Origin of the sequence: Paraburkholderia diazotrophica (assembly GCF_038900755.1) — a bacterium.
Taxonomy (GTDB): Bacteria; Pseudomonadota; Gammaproteobacteria; order Burkholderiales; family Burkholderiaceae; genus Paraburkholderia; species Paraburkholderia diazotrophica_A.
On record NZ_JBBPEN010000003.1, the window covers coordinates 705146 to 730901 of the forward strand.

Annotated in this window: 21 protein-coding genes and 3 pseudogenes; 7 read left to right on the forward strand and 17 right to left on the reverse strand. The window is 64.1% G+C overall.

Annotation, left to right across the window (positions count from 1 at the left end):
• Positions 1 to 248: 248 nt before the first annotated feature.
• Positions 249 to 527 (reverse strand): annotated as a pseudogene (locus AABE10_RS13200) (chemotaxis protein); the annotation flags it as partial.
• A gap of 163 nt (positions 528 to 690) precedes the next feature.
• On the opposite strand from AABE10_RS13200, the gene AABE10_RS13205 reads away from it, so the two are divergent.
• Entirely contained in the window at positions 691 to 1458 is a 768-nt protein-coding gene (locus tag AABE10_RS13205) for a UdgX family uracil-DNA binding protein (RefSeq protein ID WP_428983317.1), read from the forward strand.
• Positions 1459 to 1468: 10 nt separating this feature from the next.
• On the opposite strand, the gene AABE10_RS13210 is transcribed toward AABE10_RS13205, so the two are convergent.
• Together AABE10_RS13210 and AABE10_RS13215 are read right to left on the reverse strand one after the other, a co-directional pair.
• Positions 1469 to 3910, reverse strand: coding sequence for a PAS domain S-box protein (locus tag AABE10_RS13210; protein WP_342933683.1), 2442 nt, complete (start codon positions 3908 to 3910; stop codon positions 1469 to 1471).
• Positions 3911 to 4059: 149 nt separating this feature from the next.
• Positions 4060 to 4581, reverse strand: coding sequence for an Lrp/AsnC family transcriptional regulator (locus AABE10_RS13215; RefSeq protein ID WP_342933684.1), 522 nt, complete (start codon positions 4579 to 4581; stop codon positions 4060 to 4062).
• Positions 4582 to 4777: 196 nt separating this feature from the next.
• Here AABE10_RS13215 and AABE10_RS13220 point away from each other — a divergent pair, with 196 nt between their 5' ends.
• Positions 4778 to 5794, forward strand: coding sequence for a 1-aminocyclopropane-1-carboxylate deaminase (locus AABE10_RS13220; protein WP_342933685.1), 1017 nt, complete (start codon positions 4778 to 4780; stop codon positions 5792 to 5794).
• 144 nt (positions 5795 to 5938) lie between these two features.
• Here AABE10_RS13220 and AABE10_RS13225 read toward each other — a convergent pair whose 3' ends face one another.
• Positions 5939 to 6706: a DUF4410 domain-containing protein gene (locus tag AABE10_RS13225; RefSeq protein WP_342933686.1), complete on the reverse strand. Its 768-nt coding sequence runs from the start codon at positions 6704 to 6706 to the stop codon at positions 5939 to 5941.
• A gap of 348 nt (positions 6707 to 7054) precedes the next feature.
• Here AABE10_RS13225 and AABE10_RS13230 point away from each other — a divergent pair, with 348 nt between their 5' ends.
• A complete protein-coding gene (locus AABE10_RS13230; RefSeq protein WP_342933687.1) occupies positions 7055 to 7870 on the forward strand; it encodes an NAD(P)-dependent oxidoreductase in 816 nt (271 codons plus the stop codon).
• Positions 7871 to 7959: 89 nt separating this feature from the next.
• Here AABE10_RS13230 and AABE10_RS13235 read toward each other — a convergent pair whose 3' ends face one another.
• The 3 genes from AABE10_RS13235 to AABE10_RS13245 form a co-directional block, all read right to left on the reverse strand.
• The gene (locus AABE10_RS13235; RefSeq protein ID WP_342933688.1) at positions 7960 to 9186 is read right to left on the reverse strand and encodes a porin; all 1227 of its coding nucleotides are present in this window, start codon (positions 9184 to 9186) and stop codon (positions 7960 to 7962) included.
• Between the two features lie 162 nt (positions 9187 to 9348).
• Positions 9349 to 11109: an L-arabinonate dehydratase gene (gene araD / locus AABE10_RS13240; RefSeq protein WP_342933689.1), complete on the reverse strand. Its 1761-nt coding sequence runs from the start codon at positions 11107 to 11109 to the stop codon at positions 9349 to 9351.
• A gap of 149 nt (positions 11110 to 11258) precedes the next feature.
• On the reverse strand, positions 11259 to 12200 hold the full coding sequence (locus AABE10_RS13245; RefSeq protein WP_342933690.1) for a dihydrodipicolinate synthase family protein: 942 nt from the start codon (positions 12198 to 12200) through the stop codon (positions 11259 to 11261).
• A 236-nt stretch (positions 12201 to 12436) separates the two neighbouring features.
• On the opposite strand from AABE10_RS13245, the gene AABE10_RS13250 reads away from it, so the two are divergent.
• Positions 12437 to 12745 carry a putative quinol monooxygenase gene (locus AABE10_RS13250; protein WP_090865212.1) on the forward strand — a complete coding sequence of 103 codons (309 nt, stop codon included), beginning with the start codon at positions 12437 to 12439 and terminating at the stop codon, positions 12743 to 12745.
• Between the two features lie 172 nt (positions 12746 to 12917).
• Positions 12918 to 13304: a DUF488 domain-containing protein gene (locus AABE10_RS13255; RefSeq protein ID WP_342933691.1), complete on the forward strand. Its 387-nt coding sequence runs from the start codon at positions 12918 to 12920 to the stop codon at positions 13302 to 13304.
• A gap of 70 nt (positions 13305 to 13374) precedes the next feature.
• Here the strand turns inward: AABE10_RS13255 and AABE10_RS13260 are convergent.
• Positions 13375 to 13541, reverse strand: a pseudogene (locus AABE10_RS13260) (SDR family oxidoreductase); the annotation flags it as partial.
• A gap of 175 nt (positions 13542 to 13716) precedes the next feature.
• On the opposite strand from AABE10_RS13260, the pseudogene AABE10_RS13265 reads away from it, so the two are divergent.
• Positions 13717 to 14575: pseudogene (locus tag AABE10_RS13265) on the forward strand (LysR family transcriptional regulator).
• A 220-nt stretch (positions 14576 to 14795) separates the two neighbouring features.
• Positions 14796 to 16472 carry a methyl-accepting chemotaxis protein gene (locus AABE10_RS13270; protein ID WP_342933692.1) on the forward strand — a complete coding sequence of 559 codons (1677 nt, stop codon included), beginning with the start codon at positions 14796 to 14798 and terminating at the stop codon, positions 16470 to 16472.
• Between the two features lie 33 nt (positions 16473 to 16505).
• Here AABE10_RS13270 and AABE10_RS13275 read toward each other — a convergent pair whose 3' ends face one another.
• The 9 genes from AABE10_RS13275 to AABE10_RS13315 all read right to left on the reverse strand — a co-directional run bounded on the left by AABE10_RS13275 (position 16506) and on the right by AABE10_RS13315 (position 25750).
• On the reverse strand, positions 16506 to 17723 hold the full coding sequence (locus AABE10_RS13275) for an NnrS family protein (RefSeq protein ID WP_342933693.1): 1218 nt from the start codon (positions 17721 to 17723) through the stop codon (positions 16506 to 16508).
• Between the two features lie 65 nt (positions 17724 to 17788).
• Positions 17789 to 18175 (reverse strand): hemerythrin domain-containing protein, encoded by a 387-nt coding sequence (locus tag AABE10_RS13280; RefSeq protein WP_342933694.1) that lies wholly within the window; start codon positions 18173 to 18175, stop codon positions 17789 to 17791.
• A gap of 196 nt (positions 18176 to 18371) precedes the next feature.
• Positions 18372 to 18995 carry a hypothetical protein gene (locus AABE10_RS13285; RefSeq protein ID WP_342933695.1) on the reverse strand — a complete coding sequence of 208 codons (624 nt, stop codon included), beginning with the start codon at positions 18993 to 18995 and terminating at the stop codon, positions 18372 to 18374.
• Positions 18996 to 19085: 90 nt separating this feature from the next.
• Positions 19086 to 19724 (reverse strand): hypothetical protein, encoded by a 639-nt coding sequence (locus tag AABE10_RS13290; protein WP_342933696.1) that lies wholly within the window; start codon positions 19722 to 19724, stop codon positions 19086 to 19088.
• Positions 19725 to 20095: 371 nt separating this feature from the next.
• On the reverse strand, positions 20096 to 21163 hold the full coding sequence (locus tag AABE10_RS13295) for a LacI family DNA-binding transcriptional regulator (protein ID WP_342933697.1): 1068 nt from the start codon (positions 21161 to 21163) through the stop codon (positions 20096 to 20098).
• 68 nt (positions 21164 to 21231) lie between these two features.
• Positions 21232 to 22557, reverse strand: a complete 1326-nt coding sequence (locus AABE10_RS13300; RefSeq protein ID WP_342933698.1) for an MFS transporter — start codon at positions 22555 to 22557, stop codon at positions 21232 to 21234.
• 125 nt (positions 22558 to 22682) lie between these two features.
• Positions 22683 to 23420: a ribonuclease activity regulator RraA gene (locus tag AABE10_RS13305; RefSeq protein WP_342933699.1), complete on the reverse strand. Its 738-nt coding sequence runs from the start codon at positions 23418 to 23420 to the stop codon at positions 22683 to 22685.
• A gap of 27 nt (positions 23421 to 23447) precedes the next feature.
• Positions 23448 to 25196, reverse strand: coding sequence for an L-arabinonate dehydratase (gene araD / locus AABE10_RS13310; protein ID WP_342933700.1), 1749 nt, complete (start codon positions 25194 to 25196; stop codon positions 23448 to 23450).
• A gap of 245 nt (positions 25197 to 25441) precedes the next feature.
• The gene (locus tag AABE10_RS13315) at positions 25442 to 25750 is read right to left on the reverse strand and encodes an EthD family reductase (protein ID WP_342933701.1); all 309 of its coding nucleotides are present in this window, start codon (positions 25748 to 25750) and stop codon (positions 25442 to 25444) included.
• Between the last annotated feature and the right edge of the window lie 6 nt (positions 25751 to 25756).

Sequence of the window (25756 nt, forward strand, 5' to 3'; positions counted from 1 at the left end):
CTGACTTCGTTCGGTCAAGGACGGCGGTGCTCTGCCGTCCCGCTATGCATTCCGTGACGCATTGAATTGAGCAAGGCATGCGCCCGCATGCACTGCCGTGCGTTCATGCAACGCATCGTCATGCATCAGGTCTTTCGCTCGTCTCGTTCGTCCTGTTCGTCATCGGTTTGTACGTCTTCGATGGAGCCTTCCGTCAAATCGCCGTCGACGCCTTCTTCCGGCTCTTCTTCTCCCGTCGCGCCGATCACCCGGTCCACATCGATGTCTTCGTTCTGTTCGAGCGTCGAATCGCCATCGGCGGATGCGCGTTCACCCGTGCCTGCGCGATCCGAATCGCTCGAGAGTTCGGCTTCGCCTGTTTCGAGCGCGTGATTGTCGAGCTCGTTTTCCTTGTCGAAGTCGTGACGCTTCGCGCCCGTCACGTCGCTGCCGCTATCGGAAGAATCGCTCGGGCCAAGCGATGCGTTGTCGTGCCCCGCCTGCTGCACCTCGGGACGTCCTTCATCGTCGGGATTCAGTGTGCTCATATGGCCTCCAGAGTGGGTCATCATTCGGTACTGCCTCGCTCTGTCGTACCGCAAAAAGCATTCCGCTGCGTTGACGGGCGCCTTGATTGGCGCCATATCGCAATGTGAATCGAAACGGGACGACACGTGGTCCGCAAAGGAACGTCTATTGCTCGCATCGACGATACATGCAGCGCGCACATCTTCGAACGACGTCATGAGCCCTCGCAAAACCACTCCGCCATCCGATGAACCAGCTTCGTCGAAACGCGCTGCGCGCAACGATGCGGACGTCGAGCCCGATCAGCAACCGGAGCGCCTCCACGATTGCCGGCGTTGCGCGTTGTGGTCGAAGGCGACGCAAGCCGTCGGCGGCATCGGGCCGAAGCGCGCGCCGATCATGCTCGTCGGCGAGCAGCCGGGCGACAAGGAAGACCAGCAGGGCAAGCCGTTCGTCGGCCCTGCTGGCCAGTTGCTCGACGATGCGCTCGAAGAAGCGGGCGTGGCCCGCCACGATGTGTACGTGACCAATGCCGTCAAGCATTTCAAATGGGAACCGCGCGGCAAGCGCAGGATGCACAAGACACCCGCGCAGCGCGAGATCGATGCATGTCACTACTGGCTGGAGCGCGAGCTGAGTTCGGTCGGGCCGCGTGTGATCGTCGCGCTCGGCGCGACCGCGTTGAAGGCGATCCTCGATGACCGCGATGCGCGGCTTCAGGCGGTAGTCGGCAAGGTGCTCGAGCACGGCGGCCGCCACGTCGTGCCGACCTATCACCCGTCGTTTGCGTTGCGCGCGCCGGATGAAGCGACGCGTCATCGCGCGTACGCGGCGATCGTCGAGGCGTTGCGCGAGGCGGGAACCGTTGCACATCGGGAAGCCGCGCGAAAGAGCGGCAAGAACGAAGGCGACGACGGCAAGACGTCGAAGCCGTCGGATGGCAGGCGTTGAATCTCGCGCACTACTCGCGCGAATCGTGCGAATCGAGCGCTTGCTTCAGTTGATCGAATGAATAGGGCTTGCGCAACGAAGTCCATGCGAATGTCAGCGATGCGTCGCGCAACGGCGCTTCGGCGCCCGAAGCGAATACAACTCTGTCCGCCGACTTCATGCCGATCGCTTTGCGCGCGAGATCGAGGCCTGACATGCCGGGCAACGTGAGATCGGTGAACAGCACATCGAACGGCTGACGTTGCAGCCAGGCCAGCGCCTCTTCCGCGTCGCTCGCTGCCTCGTATCGATGACCCAGCATGCCGAGCAGCTCGCATAGCGCCTCGCGCGCATCCGGCTCGTCTTCCACGACGAGTATGCTCAGCACGCGAGTCGGCGCGGCCTCGTCGGCGCGCGTCGCGAGCGGCGTGCCGTCGAGCATGTCGCGCAGCTTGCGCGCCAGTTGCAAACGGCTGTACGGCTTTTGCAGCAGATCGGCGCCGTCGCGGATCTGCGCGTCGAGCCCCGTCGTGTCGCGCGTATGGCCCGACGTGAAGAGCACCTTCAACGCGGGCCGCATCAGCAGCGCCTGGCGTGCCATCTCCGGGCTCAGCAGCGGCCCGGGCATCACGATGTCGCTGAACAGCAAGTCGACCTTTACGCCGCTGCGCAACACGGTCAGTGCTTCCGATGCGTCGTTGGCTGTCAGCACGCTATAGCCGAGTTGCGACAGCATGTCGACCACGGTCAGTTGCACGCGCCGGTCGTCTTCGACGATGAGCACCGTTTCGTTTCCGCGCAGGTTCGTCTCCAGCTCCGTCACGGCTGGCTCGACGGGCCGCGTGACAGCCGCTTCGCGCGAGCGCGGCAGATAGATCGTCACCGTCGTACCCACGTCCGGCGTGCTCGACAGTTCGATATGCCCGCCGCTTTGCAGCACGAAGCCGTATGCCATGCTCAGGCCCAGGCCCGTGCCCTGTCCTTCGGGCTTCGTCGTGTAGAACGGATCGAACGCGCGCTCGACGACTTCGGCGCTCATGCCCGTGCCCGTATCGGTGACGGTCAGCTTCACATAGTCGCCGGGCTCGGTCTGCGATGCCGCCGTGGCCCGCCTGTCGAGCACGGCATTCGACAGTTCGAGCGTCAGTACGCCGCCTGCCGGCATCGCATCGCGCGAGTTGATCGCGAGATTGAGCACGACGTTTTCGAGCTGATGCGTATCGACGAGCACGTTCCACAGCTCGCCATCCGCAGGCGTGTCGTGGATCTTCACGCGCACGCGTTCGCCGAGCGCGCGGCGCAACAGATCTTCCATGCCGCGCAGCACGTCGCGCAGATTCGCGACGACGGGCAACAGCGCCTGGCGGCGCCCGAACGCAAGCAGTTGCGACGCGAGCTTCGACCCGCGTTCGACGGCCTCGATCGCGCGGCCGATGCGCGCCCTGCTCCACGCATCGTCCTGTCGCGCGCCGAGCAGTTCGAGGTTGCCGCGCAACACTTGCAGCACGTTGTTGAAGTCGTGCGCGACGCCGCCCGTCAACTGGCCGAGCGCTTCCATCTTCTGCGACTGGAACAGCGCGTGGCGCGTCTGGTCGAGCAGTTCCGCTGCCTGGCGACGCTCGGTGACGTCGCGCGTAATCTTCGCAAAGCCGATCAGCGCGCCGTGATCGTCGCGTATTGCATCGATCACGACGTGCGCCCAGAAGCGGCTGCCGTCGCGCCGCACGCGCCAGCCTTCCGCTTCGAAGCGCCCTTCGCGCGCGGCCGTCGCGAGCCCGCGTTGCGGCACGCCTGCAGCGGCATCTTCCGGCGTGTAGAAGCACGAGAAATGCGAACCGATGATCTGCTCGTCCGTGTAGCCCTTGATGCGCCGCGCGCCCGGGTTCCAGTTCGTCACGTAACCTTCCGGCGACAGCATGAAGATCGCGTAGTCGTTCACGCCCTGCACGAGCAGACGAAAGCGCCGGTCGCTTTCCATCGCGGCATCGTACGCATTCTTCTTGTCGCTCATGTCGCGCACGACGCGGCCATAGCCGAGCAGTTCGCCAGCGGGCGAATACAGCGCCGTCATGATGACGTTCGCCCAAAAAAGGCTGCCGTCCTTGCGCACGCGCCAGCCTTCGCTTTCATAGCGGCCCTCGTCACGCGCGCGGTTGAGCCCCGTCTCGGGCAGGCCTGCGCTACGGTCTTCTTCGGTGTAGAGCACGCGCACGTGCTGGCCGAGAATCTCGTCTGTCGCGTAGCCGTGAATAGCCTCGCCGCCGCGGTTCCAGCTGATGATCGTGCCATCCGGCGAGAGCGCAAAGATCGCGTAGTCGGTGGTGGACTCGGCCCACAGGTGCAGCCATTCGGTGCTGAGGTCCGTGGCGCGCGCATGCATGCTGCTCGCCTTGGCGCGCTGCGTCGCGTGCGGAGCGTGTCGTTCCGCGTCGGTTCCGGCCGCATTGCCGGCGAGTTTAGTATCGTCGCTCATCGCCCGATGTCCGATCGTCCTTTCCGGCAAGACCCGGCCAGCCCCGGCCAGGCCTTGCGTTATCTGGCCGGGTCCGAGTGGCTATTGTATAAGGGCGCGCCGTTGCGGGCATGCCGTTCAAACCCTGACGCCACGGCGCGTTGTGCGTATCAAAGCGGAAATCGGGTCGTGGAGAGGATCTCCTTGAGCACCATGAAGCTGCGGATTTGCCGCACGCCGGGCAGGTACAGCAATTGCTCCGCGTGCAGACGGTTGAAGCTCTCGCTATCGCGTGTTCGCACGAGCATGAAATAGTCGAACTCGCCCGTGACGACATGGCACTCCATGCAGCCCGACACCTTTTGCGCGGCCTTTTCGAACGCAGCGAACGTCTCGGGCGTCGAGCGGTCGAGCACGACGCCGATCACCACCAGCATCCCCGCGCCGACCGCTTTCGGATCGAGCAGCGCGACCGTCGCGCGGATCAGCCCCATCTCCTTGAGCCGTTCGACGCGCCGCAAGCAGGCGGGCGCGCTCAGCTTCACCTTCGCCGCGAGCGCGACGTTCGAAATCGATGCGTCCTGCTGGAGCTGCTTGAGAATCGCGCGGTCGATGCGATCGCGTTGCGAAAGCGGCGCTGGTTCGGTTCGACTCGTGCTTGTACCGGGTCTGCCTAATTTCGTTGCGCACATAGGGCATAGTAGAAAACAAAAGAATGTCGATGATGGATACAACCTTTTAAAAGTATCTCCGGCCTTTTTATTTCGCAAGCTCATTTCGCGAGGTCTTTTTTATCATGTCTGTCAGCGCGGCTTCGTTTGCGCCTTCGTTTGCGTGCAAGCATCGGACGCCGACACGCGCCCTTCCCAGACCACCGGACCCTCGACCATGAACCTGCAACGCTTCCCCCGCTATCCACTGACCTTCGGGCCGACGCCGATCCAGCCGCTCAAGCGGCTCTCGCAGCATCTCGGCGGCAAGGTCGAGCTTTACGCGAAACGCGAGGACTGCAACAGCGGCCTTGCGTTCGGCGGCAACAAGACGCGCAAGCTCGAATACCTGATCCCCGACGCGCTCGCGCAAGGCTGCGATACGCTCGTGTCGATCGGCGGCATCCAGTCGAACCAGACGCGCCAGGTGGCCGCCGTCGCCGCGCATCTCGGCATGAAGTGCGTGCTCGTGCAGGAGAATTGGGTCAACTATTACGACGCCGTGTATGACCGCGTCGGCAATATCCAGATGTCGCGCATCATGGGCGCCGATGTGCGGCTCGTGCCCGACGGCTTCGATATCGGCATTCGCAAGAGCTGGGAAGAAGCGCTCGACAGCGTGCGCGCCGCGGGCGGCAAGCCGTATGCGATTCCCGCCGGCTGCTCGGAACATCCCCTCGGCGGTCTGGGCTTCGTCGGTTTCGCGGAGGAAGTGCGCCAGCAGGAAGCTGAGCTTGGTCTCAGGTTCGACTTCATCGTCGTATGCTCGGTGACGGGCAGCACACAGGCGGGCATGATCGTCGGCTTCGCAGCGGATGGACGCGCGGATCGCGTGATCGGCATCGACGCGTCCGCGAAGCCCGAGCAGACGCGCGAGCAGATCACGCGCATCGCGAAGCACACCGCGGAACAGGTCGATCTGGGCCGCGACATCACCGCGCGGGATGTCGTGCTCGACACGCGCTATGGCGGCCCCGAATACGGCCTGCCGAACGACGGAACGCTGGAGGCGATTCGTCTGTGCGCGCGGCTCGAAGGCGTGATGACCGACCCTGTGTACGAAGGCAAGTCGATGCACGGTATGATCGACAAGGTGCGGCGCGGCGAATTTCCCGAGGGCTCGAAGGTACTGTATGCGCATCTGGGCGGCGTGCCCGCATTGAGCGCTTATAGCTTCCTGTTCCGCGAAGGCTGATTGCGGCCACGCGCAGGCGTCATTGCATTCCGACGAAAAAATGGCGATGTCCGGATGGCATCGCCATTTGTATTTGCAACCTGTCGTGCTTGCTTCGCGAAATTTACTTCACGCGCTTGCTTCACACGACTTGATGCGCGCGATTTACTTCACGAGATCGCTCGACATCCATCCTTCCGCGACACCGATCTGCGCGACCTGCTTCGCCACCGAATCAGCGAGCTTCTTCGCATCGCTCGTGACGGTATCGCCCTTGTGCTCCGAGCCGACATGCAACGCACCGCCCGCCGCCGCCGACGTCGCGACGTGTCCCACCGCGGCGCCGACACCCGCCGTTTCCGCGACGCCCGGCATATGGCCGCTGTTCGCATCGGCGTCGAAGGTCTGCACGAGTTGCGGCATGCCGCCCGCCGGCTTGTACAGCACCTGCACATGCGCCTTCACTTCGCTCTTGCCCGCGCCGAGTCCGATCAGGATGCGGCGGCGATGATCGCCCGCGTCGATCGACGCGACATCGCCCTGCACGATCAGCACGTTCTCGTTGGCGGGCGGCGGCGCGTCGGTGCGGATCGCGTGCACGCCCATCGATTGCAGCTTCGCGACCACTTCGTCCGTCAACGCCTCGCCGGCCGCGACGGCTTCTTTCGTCTGCTGCGACGCTTGCGACGTCCCTGAGAAGCTCGCGCTCAGCTTGTGGACGATGCCGCTGTTGTCGAGCTTCACCGCATCCGGATTGCTCGCGAACGTGTACACGTAGACGTTCTGCGGATTCGCTTGCGTGAGCGTCGAGTATTGGGCCGTGTTCGTGACGCTGGCTGCCGCGCAGCCGCTCAACAGCATCGCGCTGAATGCGAGTGCAGCCGAAGCGCTGCGCAGGGTCTTGCCACGAACGGAGTGAAAAGAAGCAAACATGTGAAGTCCTGTCATCGGTCAGAAGATTGCGGGGATCGTCCGATGGCGGGTTGCTACGTTGGTGGCGGCATCGGCGATTTCACGGTTGCGTGAATCGCCGGTTTCGTTGTGTTTTGCAGCTCAGCACGCGGAACGCAGTATGGGTGTGCGGCCGCGCGAAGGCCATCGATCAATTATGTCGGCTCATGTCATAGACGGCCGGGCCTTGCGGGACGGGCTTTGCGGGCTCTTGCGCGCTATTTCTGCGCAGGCTTTTTCTTCGAACCGATTGCTGCGCGGATGTGTTGTAATACAACTTGGCGCACATCGAGAAGTGCCCCGCTAACTCTTTGCCACAAGGTTTGGACCATGACGAAAAAGATTGCGTTGAGCGGCGCAGGCGGCCAGTTGGGCCGCTTCCTGCGCGTCGCGTTGAATGGGCGCGGCGTGAATCTGCGTTCGGCGGCGGGCTCCCGCGCGTTCGAGCCGCTGTTCGACGGCGAAGACGTGATGCACGGCGATCTGCGCGATCCCGCCGTGGTCGACCGGCTGATGCAGGGCGTCGACGTGCTGATCCATCTGGCGGGCACGAGCGTCGAGCGTCCGCTTGCGGAGATCATCGAGAACAATCTGCGCGCGCTCGTCGAAGTGTACGAAGGCGCGCGCCGCCACGGCGTGCGGCGCATCGTGTTCGCGAGCTCGAATCACGCGATCGGCATGTACCCTGTCGAAGACAGGCTGCCGCTCGACTGCGCGTTCCGGCCCGACGGCTTTTATGGGCTCAGCAAGGCATGGGGCGAATCGCTTGCACGCATGTACTGGGACAAGCATGGCATCGAAAGCGTGTGCATTCGCATCGGCAGTTGCATCGAGAAACCGACCGAATTCAGGCACTTGAGCACATGGCTCGGCCATGACGATTTCCTGCATCTGATCGACCGCTGCATCGACGTGCCGGATATCGGCTTCGAGGTGGTCTGGGGCGTGTCGAACAATACGCGCAGCTACTGGGACAATGCCGGCGCCGCGCGTCTCAGCTACCAGCCGCGCCAGAATTCGGAGGACTACGCCGCCGAAATTCTCGCAAAACCGAATCCGCTCGATCCCGTCGCGCAACGTTTTCAGGGCGGCTCATTCGTCACGATCGACTACACGCCGCCGGAGAAACGCAACGTCGCGCGCTAAGCGCCTGTGTCTGCGCCGACTGCGGTCAATAAAAAGCGCCGCAAATGCGGCGCTTTTTGCTGCTTCCGATGCATGAACAACAATCGGCGTCAGAACCGGTGCACGATACCCACGCCCACGCCGACCATGCTGCGCGAAGACGACGGCGATGAATTGAAGCCGTCGCCGAGCGTCGCCGTTGCGTTGATGATATTGCCGGCACCGTTGTTGCCGAGCGTCTGGCCATTCGCGCGCTGATAGGCCTGCAACGCATACAGTCCCGTGCGCTTCGACAGCGAGTAGTACTCGGACAGGTTGAACTGCTGGTACTGCGCGCTGCTCGCGATGCCGTTGGCTTTCGTCGCGCGCGTGTAGCTGTAGCCCGTCGCGAAGTCCCATGAAGCCGTCGGCTTCCAGTGCAGCACGATGCCGCCCGTGTTCCAGATCGCCTCGCTGTGGAACGCCGAGCCGGCGCCCGGAATGTACTGCACGTTCGTATACGTTGCCGTGATGTCGAACTGGTTGCTGAACGTGTAGCCGAGACCGACTGCGAAGCGCTGCTGCGCCTGCGCCGTGCGATAGCCGTTGGTCACAGCCGAAACACCCGTCTGCGCGCCCGCATTCGACGTCGTCGAATCGGCGCCGAATGCGCCGCCGCCGACCGTCGAGTTGTTGATCCGCGAGAAGCCCACGGCAATACCGACCGGCCCCTGCGCGTACTGGATTGCCGTGCTCCACGTCGAGCCCTGGTTCACGCTGCCCGGCACGCCCGCAAACGAATATGAGCCGCTGAACTTGAAGCCGTAGAGCGACGGCGACATATACAGCAGCGTGTTGTTCGCCCGATAGATCGTGTCGAGGCCATCCACGTCGCCGGGGTGCGCGCCGTAGAAGCCGGTGAGCCACGTGGTCGGGCTATACGGCGACAGCAGCTGGTAGTACGACGCATACTGACGGCCCGCCGTCAGCGTGCCATACGTGGCATTCGTCACGCCGACGAAGGCCTGGCGGCTGAACATCAGGTTGGACGTCGACATCGCGCCGTTATTGCCGCTGAAGCCTTCTTCCAATGTGAAGATCGCCTTCGTGCCGCCGCCCAGGTCTTCCGCGCCCTTCAGGCCGAAGCGGCTGCCCGCCCATACGCCCGTGATCATCTTGAACGCCGAGTGGCCGCCCGACGTCGAGCCGAGCGTCGTCGAACTCGACTGATAGCCGATGCCGTTATCGACGATGCCGTACAGCGTCACGCTGCTCTGCGCGAACGCGGGCGCCGCCGTGGCGAGCGACGCGCCGATCACCAGTACCGCTTTCACGCCCGGAAATTGCTTCCTTTCCATCCTTATCTCCTCCTTCACTTCGTGTCGATGTTGTTGCGTGGTGTGATTGCGATGCACGGCATGGCGCCGCGACCGCGAGGTTGCTTCGTTGCTCGCTTCCCTTCCTCAAAGATCAACAGACGGCTGCCAGGTGTGTCGCATCGTCGCGCGAGACGTACGCGCTCAGTGAATCTCCGGCTCGCCGGACGTCGTGCCCGTGCCGCCGCGTTGCAGGAAATCGAAATCGCAGCCCTTGTCGGCCTGGAGCACGTGGACCTGATGCATCGCGCCGTAGCCGCGCGAGAAGCGCGGCTCGGGCGTGACCCATTCGGCCCTGCGTCGCGCGAGTTCATCGTCGGGCACGAGCGCGTTCAGCTTGCGCTGCGGCACATCCAGCTCGATCAGGTCGCCATCGCGCACCAGCGCAAACGGCCCGCCGATAAACGATTCGGGCGCCACGTGCAGCACGCACGCGCCATAGCTCGTGCCGCTCATGCGCGCATCCGAAATGCGCAGCATGTCGCGCACGCCCTTTTGCAGCAGCTTCTTCGGAATCGGCAACTGGCCCCACTCGGGCATGCCCGGCGCGCCCACAGGGCCCGCGTGTTGCAGCACGATCACGCAGTTTTCGTCGATGTCGAGTTCTTCGCTATCGATGCGCGCGGCCATGTCGTTGTAGTCCTTGAACACCACCGCGCGGCCCGTGTGCACGAGCAGATGCGGCTCCGCTGCGCCCGGCTTGATCACCGCGCCATCGGGCGCGATGTTGCCGCGCAGGACAGCGAGGCCGTTGTCCGGCATCAGCGGATTGCCGCGCCGGCGGATCACGTCGTCGTTGAAGATCTGCGCGCCTTCCAGGTTCTCGCCGAGCGTGCGCCCGTTGACTGTCCGCTGCGAGCGGTCGATCAGGTCGCCCAGTTCCGCGAGCATCGCCTGCAAGCCACCCGCGTAATAAAAGTCTTCCATCAGATACGCGCCCGTCGGCCGGATGTTCGCGAGCACGGGCGTGCGGCGCGAAAGGCTGTCGTAGCGGTCGAGCGTCAGCTCGATGCCCGCGCGGCGAGCGAGCGCGATCATGTGCACGATCGCGTTCGTCGAGCCCGACAGCGCGAGGCAGGTCGTGACCGCGTTATCGATCGATTGAGCAGTGAGGATGTCGGACGGCTTCAGATCTTCCCACACCATGTCGACGATGCGCATGCCCGTCTTCGCCGCCATCTGCGCGTGACGCGAGTCGGGCGCCGGAATCGACGCGAAGCCCGGCAGCGTGAAGCCGAGCGCTTCGGCGGCGCTCGTCATCGTCGATGCCGTGCCCATCGTCATGCAGTGGCCCGGCGAGCGCGCAATGCCGCCTTCGACGCCCTGCCAGTCTTCTTCCGTGATCTTGCCCGCGCGCAGATCGGCCCAGTATTTCCAGGTATCCGAGCCGGAGCCGAGCGTCGCGCCGTTCCAGTTGCCGCGCAGCATCGGGCCGGCGGGCAGGAAGATGGTCGGCAGGTCCATCGAGATCGCGCCCATCAGCAACGCGGGTGTGGTCTTGTCGCAGCCGCCCATCAGCACGACGCCATCGGCGGGATACGAACGCAGCGTCTCTTCCGCTTCCATCGCGAGGAAGTTGCGGTAGAGCATCGTGGTCGGCTTCTGGAACGGCTCGGAAAGCGTCTGCACCGGCAGTTCGATCGGAAAGCCGCCCGCCTGCCAGATGCCGCGCTTCACTTCTTCCACACGCTGCTTGAAGTGCGTGTGGCACGGGTTCATCTCGCTCCATGTGTTGAGGATCGCGATGACGGGCTTGCCCGCATATTCCTCGCGGCTGTAGCCCATCTGCGCGGTGCGCGAGCGATGCCCGAACGAGCGCAGATCGTTCACGCCATACCAGCGATGGCTGCGCAGTTCTTCCGGCGTCTTCCTCGCCTTCTTCCGTTCGTTGCCGTCGGTGCTCACGTTCGTCTCACTCCAGATCAAGCTTCTGTATCACTGCGATGGTTCCACTGCAATGCGGCTGCACGTCATGCGGATCGCGCCGCGCGATCGTCAAGTGGCGCGATCCGTTGTCATTCGGTTCGTTCAAGCGATTCGTTCAAGCGATCCGTTCATTGCGCGCGCGCACTGCCGGCAAACGCTCGCTCGAACGCGAGCAGTTCGCGCGCAGCCTGTGCAATGGCAGCGTGCTGCTCGATGGGCGTTCCGCTCAGAAGCGGCAGAATCGAGCCCATGTCCGCGATGCCCGTCAACGTCACGGCATCGTGCAGCACGCGAATCAGCGAGATCTCGTCGCGCAGCGTTTCGAGCGGCATGAACGCGTCGTAGAGGCGCTGTGCTTCGGCGTCGCGGCCGGCCTTGACGGCGGCCAGCAGCGCCATCACCGCATGCGACGCGATGCAGCCCGAGCCCGTCGTCCACGAAGCGAGGCCGAAGTCGCGCACATGCACGAGCGCCGGGCGCTCGCCCATGCCCGAGATCACGCGCGAAGCGCTCACGCTTTCGAGCAGGCGCCGCAGGTATGGATCGTCGGCCGGATTCGCGCGGACGATCGCGTACTTCACCGCGATCAGCGTGCCGCGATCGACGAGGCGCGCGAGCGTATCGACGTCCACGTAGTCTTCGCTCTTGATGTAGAGCGTGAGCGGGATGCCCGCCGTATCGACGATGCGCGTGAGCCCCGCCTCGACGCCCGCGGGCGTCGTGAAGCCGGCGAGCGGCAACACCATCGCGGTGCGATACGACGTCTGCGACAGGATGCGCGCCTGATCGAGCATCTTGCCGAAGTCCGGGCCGACGGCTGGAATCACGCGCGTCGTGGGCGCGGCGCTCGCCGCCAGCACGTCGAGCAACTCGCGATATTCGCTGACGGCCACGTGATAGAAATTCGCGTTGCCGCCGTACAGCAGCGTGCGCACGCCGCCCGCTTCGATATGGCGGATCAGCTTCTGGTTGGCATCGACGTCGAGCGACAGGTCGGCGCGGCGCGCGAGCGGCGGGACTGCCATCACGGTCGACGCGAATTCGCGCTCGACGATCTGGGACTCGTTCATGAGATCGGGGATTCGATGGTGGCTGACAAGCCAGAAAGCTACATGGCCGCCGCGATGTTGTCAAACAACTATTTGGGCGCTCGGTGTTTTCCATGAAATCGTTTGACAACACTTTTCCGGCCGTGTGCGCATCGTCGCCGACACCAAAGATGACGATTGCGCGTTCACGATCACGGGCGACAATGGTTAACTCGAAGCGCTCACTGGCACACCCGCCGTCCCGACAGGAGAGTCACATGACCATCAAGTACGCGTTGTTCGCACGTTTCGAAGCGAAGCCCGGCAAAGAAGCGGAAGTCGAAGCGTTCCTGCAGAAAGGGCTCGAACTGGCGAACCAGGAAACCACGACGCCGATCTGGTTCGCGCTGAAGATTGCCGAGCACACTTACGGCGTGTTCGATGCGTTCCCCGACGAGGCCGGCCGCCAGGCGCATCTCGACGGCCCGATCGCGAAGGCGCTGATGGGCGTCGCCAACGATCTGTTCACGGGGCCGCCGCAGATCGGCCGCATCGACGTGCTCGGGATGAAGAACACGCTCGGCTGACGGCACGCCCGGCTGTTTGCACGCCCGGCTGACAGCATGCACCGGCGCAGACGCGCAAGCCGTCCGCGCCAGTGGCAGCGCTCGGGCCAGCCGGCATGAATTCAACACGAAGCCGAATACGAACCGCTGCGAGCCAACCTAAAACCACGATCCACACAGGAGACCTCTTCCCATGTCCATTCGTATCGTTCAGCTCGGTTCGGACCGCGCGCCCGATGAAGGCGTGCGCATCGGCACCGTGCGGCGGCCGCCGCGCGGCGTGCCGAAAGCCGAGTTCGGCAGCCGCAACTATTACGACGTCTGGCTGCCGATCCTGTCGCCGACACCGGAACTCGTCACTCAGGCGCTGGCCGCCAGGACCGATGCCGAGTGGCACGCGTTCGTGCGCAAGTTCCGCGCGGAAATGAACAACGGCGATGCATCGAAGGTGCTCGACACGCTCGCTGCGTTGTCGGCGACATCGAACTTTTCGGTCGGCTGCTACTGCGAGGACGAGAACCGCTGCCACCGCAGCGTGCTGCGCCAACTGCTCGCCGACCGGGGCGCAAAGCTCGCATAGCGCCCGCGTCCACGCGACGCGACTTCATGCGTGTCGCGCCCGATGCCACGCGACCCGCTGCCGCGCGCGCTCACGCAATCGCACCGCCTCGTCGACGAGCACCGTCGAGCCCGTCGCGTAAGGCGTCGTCGCAAGATAGACGATCGCGTTCGCGACGTCTTCCGGCTGGCCGACGCGCTTCGCCGGCAAACGGTTCGCGGCGCCTTCGAACATCGCGTCGCGTGCCTCGTCGGCGAGCGAACGGGGGTCGATGAAATCGGGTCGATGAAATCGGGTCGATGAAACGGGATTGATCAGATGCACGCCGCATCGCGACAACGCCGGGCTGCCGCCCGAACGTCCCTATGCTAGTCTTCGCGCCACGGAAGAAATACCGCTTCCGGATCGACGAATCCTTTCTTTTTTGAGAAGAATGAACCCTACCCGGATCGACAGCCTGCCCGCGCTGATTGCGTTTTCCCGTGTGGTCTCGGCGGGCAGTCTGTCGGCGGCCGCGAGGGAAATGGATCTGCCGCTCTCCGTCGTCAGCAAGCGGCTCGCGCAACTGGAGAAAAGCGTCGGCATGCGGCTGATCCAGCGCACCACGCGCCGTCAGACGCTCACTGAAGAAGGCGCGCTGTTTCATGCGCGCGTCGTGCGCATCCTCGACGAAATCGAGCAGGCGGAAGAGCTGCTGTCGCAGCGCCGCCATTAAGTCAGCGGACTGCTGCGCGTGACGGCGCCAGGCCAGCTCGGGCGCCAGAAAATCGCGCCGCTGGTCGCCGCTTTTCAGCGGCTGCATCCGCAACTCGACGTGCAACTGGAATTGACGGACGCCGTCGTCGATCTCGTCGAAAGCGGCTTCGATCTTGCGATCCGCTTCGGCAGCCTCGCGGATTCATCGCTGATCGCCCGGACACTCGCGCCGAATTTTCGCGTGCTGTGCGCGTCGCCGGCTTATCTGGAGCAGCATGGCGTGCCGAAGCATCCGCACGATCTCGCCTCGCACCGCTGCATCCTGATAGGCGACCAGCGGCGCGCGGAATGGCGCTTCGAAGGCGACGAAAGCATTGCGGTGCGCATCGACGGCGCGATCGTCACGAACGACGGTGAGGCCGCGCATCTGCTCGCGCTCGCCGATGCGGGCATCGCCGTGAAGTCGATCTGGGATGTCGGCCGCGCCATTGCACGCGATCTATCCGCATAGCCAGCATCTCGCGCCGCGCGTGCGCGTGTTCGTCGATTATCTGCGCGAACGTCTGGTGCAGGCGTGGCGTTGGGATTCGTTGTAGCGGTTGTAGCGCGCGATCCGGCGGCATGCGATCGAATGCCTTGCGCATGGGAACCCAGCGCATGTGCTGCAAAGTGCCGGGTTCGACGCTGATTTCCAGCGCCTTTTGCGATAATGAACTGCCATATGATCGCGTAGTTTCCCGAAAGCGTCGGCATGACCGTCGGGACATCCGACCACCCGCGCGCCGCCTCACAATTTCACCGGAAAAGTCATCCCCAATGGCCACAGCGACGTCCCGTACAAGCGACACTGACCAGCCCGATCCGAAGCGCGGCGCCCGCCTGTCGCTCGGCAACCGGATCGTGCTGAGCTTCGGCGTGCTGTTCGTGCTGATGCTCGCGACGGCCGCCATCTCGTACACGTGGTTGCGCGTGATGGACGACGAGGCGCTCAGCATGGGCCGCGACTCCGTGCCCGGCCTCTATCTCGCGACCACGCTGCGCGCGACGGCAAACAGCGGCTATGCGACGCTCGAACGCGCGCTCTTCGTCGACAGCGATGACGGCGCAACGAAGCGCGATCTCGACCGTCTGCCGCAGATCATGCGTCAGTTCGATCAGGTATCGGCCGAATATCAGGCGACGCTCTTTCGCGACCAGGACCGCGCGCACTTTCGCGACTTCAAGGCCGCGTGGGACCAGTACCTTCCGCAACAGCACGAAGCGACGCGTCTTGCCGCGACGTCGAGGCCCGAAGCGCGGGCTGCGTTCGTCAAGCTCGCGCCCGCGTGGGACAACGTGCTGCGCACGGCGAACGAGCTCGTCACCGAGAATCGCGGACAGGCCGACGATTCCGCGAAAGCGATACGCGATTCGGTGACGAGCATGGAGATCACACTCGCGACCGCGCTCGGCGTAACGCTGCTCGTTGCGCTCGTGACGGGCTATTCGCTGTATCGGGCGATCACGGTGCCGATGTCGGGTGTCGTCGAAGTGCACAACGTGATACGCACGGGCAATCTCACGCAGCGGCTAAGGCTCGGACGCCGCGACGAATTCGACGCGCTCGAAGAGGGCTTCAACCGGATGGCCGACGAGCTGAACTGCCTCGTCGCGCAGGCGCAGAAGTCGTCGCTGCAGGTGACGACTTCCGTCGCCGAGATCGCGGCGACGTCGAAGGAGCAGCACGCGACAGCTATCGAAACAGCCGCGACGACGGCCCGCATCGGCGCGGCCTCGCATGAAATCGCCGCGGCTTCGCTCGATCTGTCGAATGCGATGAACGAGTTGTCGGTTGCCGCCGGGCAGTCGGCGGCGCGCGCGGGCGCGAGCCAGAGCGACCTCGCGCACATCGAAGCGACGGTGCGCAGCGCGACGCAAGCGGCGGCCTCACTGAACGCGAAGCTCGCGGCCCTCAACGAGAAGACGGTCGACATCAGCCAGGTGGTCGCGACGATCGCGAAGGTCGCGGATCAGGCCAACCTGTTGGCGCTGAACTCGGCGGCCGAAGCGGAAAAAGCGGGCGAACATGGCGATGGCTTTGCCGTCGTCGCCGCGGAAACACGGCGTCTCGCGGATCAGACGGCTATCGCCAGGCACGACATCGAGCAGGCCGTGCAGGCGATCCAGTCGGCCGTAGCGGCGTGCGCGACGGGCATCGACGCGTTCTCCGACGAAGCGCGGCGCGGCATGCGCGATGTGCAGCAGATCAGTGGACAACTATCGCAGATCATTCACGACGTGCAAGCGCTCGCGCCGCGCTTCCAGCTCGTCGGCCAGCGCATGCGGAGCCAGGCCGCAAGCACCGGCCAGATGACGCACGCGTTGTCGCAATTGTCGGAGACCGCGCAGCAGACGGCGGAGTCGCTGCGCCAGTCGTCGCAGGCAATCGACGATCTGACGCTTGTCGCCAATCAACTGCGCACGGGCGTTTCGCGCTTCAAGATCGAAGGGTAACTGCGCCGCGTTATCGACGGGATTGAAAGCGCCCTAGCCCGGTTTGCCGTCCGCGCGCGGACGCGTCAGCGGCAACGCATACGCAAGCGCGTAGATCGCGAACGCGGCGATCCAGCACAGGCCCGCGCTGCCGATCCAAACCTGATAGAGGCCCGGCGCGACCAACGGACCGACGATGCGCAACGCCGACCCGAGCGTGACGAGCACATAGCTCGCCACGTCGCGCTTGTCGGCGACGAGCGGCCTGCCCGTGTGGCCGCGCGCCGTCCGCGTGATCATCGCGATGATCGCCCCGCCGGTCACGCCCGCCGTGAACGCATGCAACGCGACGGAATGCGGCACGAACCCGAGCGCGCTCGCGCCGAGCAGCGCAAAGCCGACGGGCATCCACGCATAGGCGACGTGCAGGATCAGCAGAATCGCGGGACCGCGCACCTTGTACGAGCGCCAGCCGATCAGGCGCGCGCAGTGAACCGCGCAGGCCGCGAACGCCAGCGCTGCAATAGCGGCGGGATGCACGGCGGCTGCGTCGGCGAACAGCGCGGCGAGCGTCAGCGGCGCGGCGATCGTTTCGACCGGCTTCCAGCGGCGCGTGACGAAACCAGGAATCGCGTTCGACGTGAACATCGGAATCACGCGCGCGCCAATCACGCTGACCAGCAGCACCACGACGCCCGCCGCCGCGTACAGGCAACGCAGCGCGAGATCGGGCCGGCCCGTCTGCACGAGGACATGAAACGCGACGTTGAGCGCGCCGAAAAGCAGCAGCACGGGCACGAGAAAATAGTTGCGACGATTGCCCGCTTTCGCCAGCACGCGCAGCAGCACGAACGCGACAGCGGGCAGAAACGCGCTGTCGACGATAGCGGCGGGCACGGCGGGCCCGCTCCAGGCCAGCACGCGCGCGCACAGCCACAACAGCACAAGCGCGGCGAGCACGCGATGGCTCGTCGTCTGCACGCCCGTCCACGCACGGACCGCCGTCAACAGAAAGCCCGCGACGATCGCCGCGGCGAATCCATACACCATTTCGTGCGCGTGCCAGCCGATCGGATCGATCCTCAGCAGGTAGTTGCCGTTGACGGGCACGCCTGCGAGCATCAGCAGCCATACGGTCAGCGCAAGCGCCGCAAAGACGGCGCCCGCCAGATAGAACGGCCGAAAGCCCAGGTTGAACAGCGCGAAGCGCCGCCCGGGCCGGTAGCGCTCGGGGAACGGGACGAAGGTTGAACGCGGTTCGACGATTTTCATGATTCGCTCGTTTCAGGCATCGGAAGAACGGCAAGCGGCGCGGCCGCCCCGTGGCGCGTGACGGCTTATTCGCAGTGCGCCTCGAATGCGGGATACAGACGCACTTCTTCGCGCGTCATCCGTTGGCGCAGATGCGCGATCACGCGGCCGATTTCACGCGCGAACTCGAGGCCCGAGCGGCCGGTCTCGAGTCGATCGAAAAAGCCGAGAATCTCCGACGAAATCGCGCGCATCTCCTGCGCGTACATCTCGCCGAGCGCGCGCGTCTCGTCGTGCCTGCGCATCGCGGGATACAGCCTGTCGTCTTCGCGCTTCAAATGCGCCGCGACGACGCCGCGCACCTGCTTGAGCTTGCGGCGCCCCTCGTCGGTGACGACGCCGAGCGCGCGGCATTCATCGAGCAAACGGAAAATTTCTTCGTGATCGAGCTTGAGCGTGGTGATCAGCGACATGTTTGTTGGCCTGCGTGTTTCGTGTTGACAGAGTCGCGGCTTCGCATGGCCGCGTAAACCCTCATACACGTTTTGTGCCAACTCTAAATCCCTTAAGAAACAGATACCTGAATCCGATGTCAGTCCTTTTGACAGCAGTCGTTTTGACTCGAAAGCGGGTTTAAATGACCGGGGAGCCGGTCATCGCATATCGCGTTCAATGCGCGTCGTTGAGGATCGCGTACGCGTCAGGTTGAATCTTTGCAAACATTCCCCTGGACGCGATTGCGTCCGCATGACGCGCAACGAACTCGCACACCTGCTTTTTAGACATCCTTCCGTTGGCCGCCGCATCAGACGCCTCCTGGTCGATGACTGCGCGCAGTTGCGGCTTCATCAACTCGATGGCGTGTTCTACGGTCGTCGGAAAATCGGCGGACAGCTTTTTCGCCTTCTGCAGCAAATCGACGTGCCTGCTTTCGAACGCCCTGACGAAGGGGGCAATATCCACGCCTAGCTCGCGACAGTACCCTGCGCGCACGACGGTATTCGCTTCATAGAACCCGTAAAACGCGGCCGCTGCACGCAACTGCCGCCGTTTCTCATCCGACTCGTTGCGCAGTTCGGTGCTCATCCGGGCAGATGCATCCTTCGCCATCGCCAACGACAGCGGCTGATCAGGATGTCTTGCGGCCGCTTCCCGTCTGATTTGTTCGGCTTCCTGCTGCGCGTGTGCAACTGCGCGCTTTTCCAGATAAAACCTGGAACCAACAACCGCAATTGCGAAGAAACAGACCACGCCAGCCACGCCGGCAAAAACCCGTCTATCGATCGTATTCATTTTTTGCTTTCCTGCTGGGCTCGCTCCGATGAGCAAGCCACACGACGACAGGCGTTCGCGATAACCCGAAAGGCCCGCGACGCCCGCGGGTTATGCCTGCGCCATCTGCACGGACAGTTTGTATTGGCGGATCGTGCGGAAATAGCCGATCAGGATCAGCACGAAGAGAACACGCGCTACGAGAAAGCCGGGATTGAAATGCGTGCCGTCGCCGAGCTGCGATGCAAGGCTCACGATAGCGTCGCCGATCAGAAGAGCAATCGAGACGCCCAATGCGATCAGCGACAGTTTGCGGTGGACGAAAATGCCTAGCACGGCCAGCACCGTTGCGACGGCGAACAATGGCAATGCGTTGCCGCCGGCGAACAGCCCGTCACTGTTCGAGTAGATTGCAACCAGCCCTGCGACGAAGTTCAGGACTGCCAGAAAGTACAGAAATTGGCCGCCGCTCTTCGCCGTCAGTACGGCATGTTCCGGCGTGCCGATGGAGCCCGGCAGCGGCTTGCCGTCGAGAAGTACTTCGAAACCGCTTGCCTGGGCGTAAAGAGCATTACCAACAAGCTTGATAGCCAGATGCGAGCCGTCGGGCAACGAGACGGACACGCCTTGTTTCATCTGCTCCGAAGTCATGCCCTCCAGCACGGATTGTCCGTCGAGCGTGATTTTGGCTTTGTTGAATTTGAAGTTACCTGTCTTGATGACAAGACGGTCGGAACCGCCATGTTCCATCGGAAAACGATGTATCGGCATGATCGAGGCCTGTGATTGTTGCCTTTCGGGGAAGTTGGCGGATCGCTTCGGGCAGGTGCCGGAGAGACGCCCGCAAGACCGCGCTGAGATAAGGCACTCGTCACGCTCGACGCGAATCGCCGGTCGGCATGCTAATGGGGAGACGCACCGTGAGATGCAAGAAAAGTCCTAAAAGCTGGCGCGTACGCGTTAGAACGCACGACAATGGTCAAGGATCGTCGCAAATATCTGAATCGGAGATGACTGGCTTGAGTTGCGCCGGCATGACTTCTATCCGCCGCTGATCGTCAGGACAACAGAAAGCGTCAGCAACCCGCGAGACCGGAGAAGCGATCGCTTCAGGTCGGCGTCTACGCCGATTCGCGCTCCACCACGCTGAACCCCACATCGACGAATGCGGGCTCGTGCACCCCATTCAATCGATCGAGCAGAAAGCGCGCGGCGCTCACGCCGATGCGCGTGCCGTCGACGCGCACTGTTGTCAGTTGCGGCGACGTTTCCGACGCGAAGTCGAGATCGCCGAAGCCGCAGATCGCAAGCCGCGACGGCACGTCGAGGCCGAGGCGCTTCGCCGCGCCCAGTGCGCCGATCGCGAGCAGATCCGAGCCGCAGAACACGGCATCGACTTGCGGCGCGCGTTCGAGCAGTTGCGGCAGCGCGGCCTTTCCCGTCGCGAGCGAGCTTGGCGGCTCGACGATCACTTCGGCAATGTCCGTCATCCCTGCTTGCGCGAGCCGGTCGCGGAACCCCGCGCGGCGCGCGAGCGCGCGCGCATCGCTCGCCGACATCAGCGCGGGCCGCTTCACGCCGCGCGACAGAAAGCGCTCCGCCACCGCTACGCCTATCTGATAGTGCGAAAAGCCCACCAGCATGTCGATCGGCGTATCCGTCATGTCCCACGTCTCGACGACGGGAATGCCGACATTGCGCAAGCGCTCGCGCAATGAATCGGTGTGCGCGACGCCCGTCAGCAGCACGCCTTCGGGACGACGGCTCAGCACGGTATCGAGCAGGCTTTCTTCGTTCGCGTCGCTGTAGCCGCTCAGCGCGAGCAACACTTCATAGCCGGCGCGCGACATCGTTTCGCTGAATACCTGGATGGTCTCGGAGAACAGCGAGTGCGCGATGGTCGGCACGATGGCCGCGATCAGCCGCGAGCGCGCCGACGACAGCCCGCCCGCGAGCCGGTTCGGCACATAGCCGAGCTTCTGCACGACCTGGCGCACGCGTTCGAGCGTTTCGGGGGCCACGGAAGCGGGATTGTTGAACACGCGCGACACGGTAATGGGCGACACGCCCGCCTGCGCCGCGACATCGGTGATGCGCACGCCCTTCGGACCGCCGCGCGTGCGGCGCGCGGGCGCGGCGGTGCTGCCCTTGAGCTCGATCGATGCGTCGGTTGGCTTGGCGGTCGGCATGAATGTGTGCACCCGAAATTGTTGCGCGGCGATTGTAGCCAATGCCTCGAAGCGGCCTCGAAGCGGGCTCACTCCGTCACAGGCGCGGTGCTCACGTTTTGCGCCGCGTTGCCGCTGCGGCGCAGAACGAAGCTGGTCACGATTGCGAAGATCAGCATGCAGGTGGCGGGAATCAGCATCGGCGCCTGCGTGCTGCCCGTCGTCTGCTTGACGAACGGAACGAGATTCTGCGCGATGAAGCCGCCGATATTGCCGAGCGAATTGATCGCCGCGATACCCGCTGCGGCGCGCGCGCCGAACAGGAACTTCGGCGGCAACGTCCAGAAGCACGGGATCAGCAGATACATGCACGGCGCGCCGAAGCACAGCGCGATGAAGCGCAGCGTGTTGGTCGGCATGAACACCGACGACAGAAAGAACACCATGCCGAGCAGCGCCGACGCGAGCATCGCGATGATCGCGCGATTGCCCGCGCGCAGTTTCGACGGCAGCCATGCAAGCACGATCGTCGCCATCAGCCACGGGATGATGTTGAGGAAACCGTTCGTCGTGTTGCTGACGCCGAAGCCCTTCACGAGCGTCGGCAGCCAGTAGCTGACGCCGTACACGGAGATCGACAGCATCATGTAGTAGAGCGCCATGCCGATCACGCGCGGCTCGGCGAGCACGCTCAGCAGCGATGCGTGGCCCGATGCGTTCTTGCGGGCCTGCGCGCTTTCCGTTTCGATGGTGCGCGTGAGCCATGCCTTCTCGTCGTCCGAGAGGAACGTTGCTTCACGCGGCGACGCGGGCAGCAGGAACAGCACAACGAACGTCAGCAGCACGGACGGAATGCCCGTGACGACGAACACCAGCTGCCAGCCTTGCAGCCCGAGGAGGCCACCTTTATCGAGCAGCCATCCGCAGATCGGCGCGCCGATCATGTTGCCCAGGCTGCTGCCGACCGTGAAATAACCGAGCATGCGCACACGATGCCGTTGCGGAAACCACAGCGTCAGGAAATAGATCACGCCCGGATAGAGCCCCGCCTCGGACGCGCCCAGCAGAAAGCGCAGCACATAGAACATCGTCGCGTTCTTTGTGAACGCAAGCAGGACTGTCACGACGCCCCACGTGAACATGATCCGCGCCATCCACTTCGGCGCGCCGTACTTGTGCAGCATGACGTTGCTCGGCACCTCGAAGATCAGGTAGCCGATGAAGAACAGCGATGCGCCGAGTCCATACGCCACCTCGGAAAGCCCGAGACTGCCGAGCATCTGCAGCTTCGCGAAGCTGATGTTCGAGCGGTCGATATACGCGACCAGATACAGGAGGCCGAGCAACGGCATGAGCCGCAGCCCGAGCCGGTTGATGAGCCGCGATTCGTCGATCGCTGAAGTGACGGTGTTCACGATGTCTCCTGGGTCCGCTGTCTGTGCGCGGACCTCGTTGTTCAAGTTGTGTTCGTGACGGATGGCGCTCTGCTTCGGCCGCTCTGCTTCGGCCGCTCTGCTTCGGCCGCTCTGCTTCCGGTGCGCTACTTCGTTGCTTCGCGCCACGCGTCGTACGCGGCGAGCGTTTCGTCATTCGGCGGATAGTTGCCGCGCAGCGGATTGCCTTGCGCGATACGCTCGGTGATGAAGGCTTCGAGCCGCTCCTGCCCGGTCGCATCGCGCGCGACTTCTTCGGCCATTTCGCGCGGCACGATCACGACGCCGTCGACATCCGCGACGACGATATCGCCCGGATACACGGCCACGCCGCCGCATGCGATCGGCACGTTCATGTCGACGGCGTGATGCTTCGCGAGATTCAGCGGCGCGCTCGCGCCCGCGCACCAGATGGGAAGGCCGAGTTCGGAAATCGAGCCGCTGTCGCGCACGGGACCGTCGGACACCATGCCCGCGACGCCGCGCTTCGCGAGCCGCAACGCGAGAATCGAGCCGACGGATGCGACCGAGCGCTCGCCGCGGCAGTCCTGCACGAGCACGCTGCCGGGCGGCGCCGTCTCGACGGCCTTGCGCTGCGGATGATCCGGGTTCTGGAATACGCCGACATGATCGAGGTCTTCGCGCGCCGGAATATTGCGCAGCGTGAACGCGGGGCCGACGAGATTCGGCGCGCCGGGCGCGGGCTTCGCGAGCGGCGCGACGCCTTGCAGGAACACGTTGCGCAGGCCGCGCTTGAAGAGTTGCGTGGTGAGCGTCGCCGTGCTGACGTGGCGGAGTTGTTCGAGCGCTTCGGCGCTCACGGTCTGCTGTTCGGATGCGGTCATTTTCGGTGGCTTGTGACGTAGTGTGCGTTAATGGATTTCCGGCTCGTCGCGATTCGCTTCCGGCGACGCCGCGAGTTTTTCTTCGAGAAAGTCGAAGTCGCAACCCTTGTTCGCCTGCGTGACGTGCAACTGATGCATCACGCCGAAGCCGCGCTCGAACGGACGCTTCGGCGGCGTCCACGCCTGTCTGCGCTTTGCCAGTTCCGCGTCGCTGATGTCCACGTGCAGGCGCCGCGCGGCCACATCGAGTTCGATGATGTCGCCGTCCTTCACGAGCGCGAGCGGGCCGCCGACGAACGATTCGGGCGCGACGTGCAGCACGCACGCGCCATAGCTGGTGCCGCTCATCCGCGCATCGGAGATGCGCACCATGTCGCGCACGCCCTCTTTCAACAGCTTCTGCGGAATCGGCAGCTGGCCCCATTCGGGCATGCCCGGCGCGCCGACGGGGCCCGCATGCTGAAGCACGATCACCGAGTCGGCCGTCACGTCCAGTTCTTCGCTGTCGATGCGCGCGGCCATGTCGTTGTAGTCCTTGAACACGACGGCAGGGCCACGATGCTTCAGCAGATGCTGCTCCATCGCGGCGGGCTTGATCACGGCGCCGTCGGGCGCGAGATTGCCCGTCAGCACGGCGAGGCCGTCGCGCTCGACGAGGGGATTGCCGCGCTTGCGGATCACGTCGTCGTTGAAGATCTCCGCGCCCGCGATGTTCTCGCCGAGCGTCTTTCCGTTGACGGTCATCTGCGTGCCGTCGATCAGTTCGCCCAGCTCGACCAGCAGCGCGCGCAGGCCGCCCGCGTAGTAAAAGTCCTCCATCAGATACTGGCCGGCGGGACGGATGTTGCCGAGCACGGGCGTCACGCGCGCGAGCTCGTCGAAGCGCGCGGTCGTCAGATCGATGCCCGCGCGCCGCGCGACGGCCACGAGATGCACGATCGCATTCGTCGACCCCGACATCGCGAGCACCGTCGTGACGGCGTTATCGAAGGACTTCGCTGTGAGAATGTCCGACGGCTTCTGATCAGTCCACACCATCTCGACGATGCGCTTGCCCGTCAGCGACGCGTACTGCGCGTGACGCGAATCCGCTGCGGGAATCGACGAAAAGCCCGGCAGCGTAAGACCGAGCGCTTCCGTCGCGCTCGTCATCGTCGATGCCGTGCCCATCGTCATGCAGTGGCCCGGCGAGCGCGCGATGCCGCTCTCGATGCCCTTCCATTCGTCCTCGGTGATCTTGCCCGCGCGCAGTTCGGCCCAGTACTTCCACGTGTCCGACCCGCTGCCGAGCGTGCGGCCATTCCAGTCGCCGCGCAGCATCGGACCGGCGGGCAGAAAGATCGCGGGCAGGTCCATGCTGATCGCGCCCATCAGCAGACCGGGCGTGGTCTTGTCGCAGCCGCCCATCAGCACGCAGCCGTCGAACGGATACGACTTGAGCAGTTCTTCCGTCTCCATCGCGAGGAAGTTGCGGTAGAGCATCGTGGTCGGCTTCTGGAACGGCTCGGCGAGCGTCATCGCGGGCATCTCGACGGGAAAGCCGCCCGCCTGCCAGATGCCGCGCTTCACTTCTTCCACACGCTGTTTGAAGTGCGTGTGGCACGAGTTGATCTCGCTCCACGTGTTGACGACGGCGATCACCGGCTTGCCCATGTACTCGGACGAGTGATAGCCCATCTGCGCGGTGCGCGAGCGGTGGCCGAACGAACGGAGATCGTTGACGCCGTACCAGCGGTAGCTGCGCAACTCTTCCGGCTTCTTGCGATTCGAGGACAAATGAGTCTCCTTGGTAACGCTATCATTTCCGCCCGAAGCAAAGCAGGCGGACGCGACGGGCGTTCTTCCTGCACGGATCGACGACGATGGGATGAACGGATGGTAGCGTTATCATCCGAGGCGGTCCGCCAGGGATTACACGTAGACGCAGCCTTGAAAATGCGCGTGCGCTATGCAAGCGCCGCGAGCCACGCGGACGCGCGATAGACGACGCGAACGCGCGTTGCGGCGCGTTGCGTTGCGCGTCAGACTTCCTTCGTATCGAAGACGAGCAGCTCGACACCTGCCTGCGCGAAGTTCTGCAGGTCGGCGGTGGTCGCCGCGGCTTCGGGCGTGGTCATCGCCTGTTGAAGCGCATCGAAGCTGTCGAAGCTGAGGATTGCGGCGAGCACGTACGGCGATTCGCCTTTCGCGCTAGCGACGGGCCCCACGCTCACTTCATAGCGGCGCAGGCCCGGAATGGATTTGGCGAGGGGTATGTGTTTCTCGAAGTAGTAGGCGTCGAATGCGTTGCGGTCTGCGGGTACGTTGTACAGCGCGACGAGCTTTGCCATGTCATG

Excerpts from the sequence above, each read along its gene's own strand:
- AABE10_RS13245 (WP_342933690.1), bottom strand. The coding sequence starts at position 12,200 with ATGAACGAGTCCCAGATCGTCGAGCGCGAATTCGCGTCGACCGTGATG.
- AABE10_RS13220 (WP_342933685.1), top strand. The coding sequence starts at position 4,778 with ATGAACCTGCAACGCTTCCCCCGCTATCCACTGACCTTCGGGCCGACG.
- AABE10_RS13295 (WP_342933697.1), bottom strand. The coding sequence starts at position 21,163 with ATGCCGACCGCCAAGCCAACCGACGCATCGATCGAGCTCAAGGGCAGC.
- AABE10_RS13305 (WP_342933699.1), bottom strand. The coding sequence starts at position 23,420 with ATGACCGCATCCGAACAGCAGACCGTGAGCGCCGAAGCGCTCGAACAA.
- AABE10_RS13275 (WP_342933693.1), bottom strand. The coding sequence starts at position 17,723 with ATGAAAATCGTCGAACCGCGTTCAACCTTCGTCCCGTTCCCCGAGCGC.
- AABE10_RS13280 (WP_342933694.1), bottom strand. The coding sequence starts at position 18,175 with ATGTCGCTGATCACCACGCTCAAGCTCGATCACGAAGAAATTTTCCGT.
- AABE10_RS13225 (WP_342933686.1), bottom strand. The coding sequence starts at position 6,706 with ATGTTTGCTTCTTTTCACTCCGTTCGTGGCAAGACCCTGCGCAGCGCT.
- AABE10_RS13230 (WP_342933687.1), top strand. The coding sequence starts at position 7,055 with ATGACGAAAAAGATTGCGTTGAGCGGCGCAGGCGGCCAGTTGGGCCGC.
- AABE10_RS13270 (WP_342933692.1), top strand. The coding sequence starts at position 14,796 with ATGGCCACAGCGACGTCCCGTACAAGCGACACTGACCAGCCCGATCCG.
- AABE10_RS13290 (WP_342933696.1), bottom strand. The coding sequence starts at position 19,724 with ATGGAACATGGCGGTTCCGACCGTCTTGTCATCAAGACAGGTAACTTC.
- AABE10_RS13235 (WP_342933688.1), bottom strand. The coding sequence starts at position 9,186 with ATGGAAAGGAAGCAATTTCCGGGCGTGAAAGCGGTACTGGTGATCGGC.
- AABE10_RS13255 (WP_342933691.1), top strand. The coding sequence starts at position 12,918 with ATGTCCATTCGTATCGTTCAGCTCGGTTCGGACCGCGCGCCCGATGAA.
- AABE10_RS13210 (WP_342933683.1), bottom strand. The coding sequence starts at position 3,910 with ATGAGCGACGATACTAAACTCGCCGGCAATGCGGCCGGAACCGACGCG.
- AABE10_RS13285 (WP_342933695.1), bottom strand. The coding sequence starts at position 18,995 with ATGAATACGATCGATAGACGGGTTTTTGCCGGCGTGGCTGGCGTGGTC.
- AABE10_RS13215 (WP_342933684.1), bottom strand. The coding sequence starts at position 4,581 with ATGTGCGCAACGAAATTAGGCAGACCCGGTACAAGCACGAGTCGAACC.
- AABE10_RS13315 (WP_342933701.1), bottom strand. The coding sequence starts at position 25,750 with ATGGCAAAGCTCGTCGCGCTGTACAACGTACCCGCAGACCGCAACGCA.
- AABE10_RS13250 (WP_090865212.1), top strand. The coding sequence starts at position 12,437 with ATGACCATCAAGTACGCGTTGTTCGCACGTTTCGAAGCGAAGCCCGGC.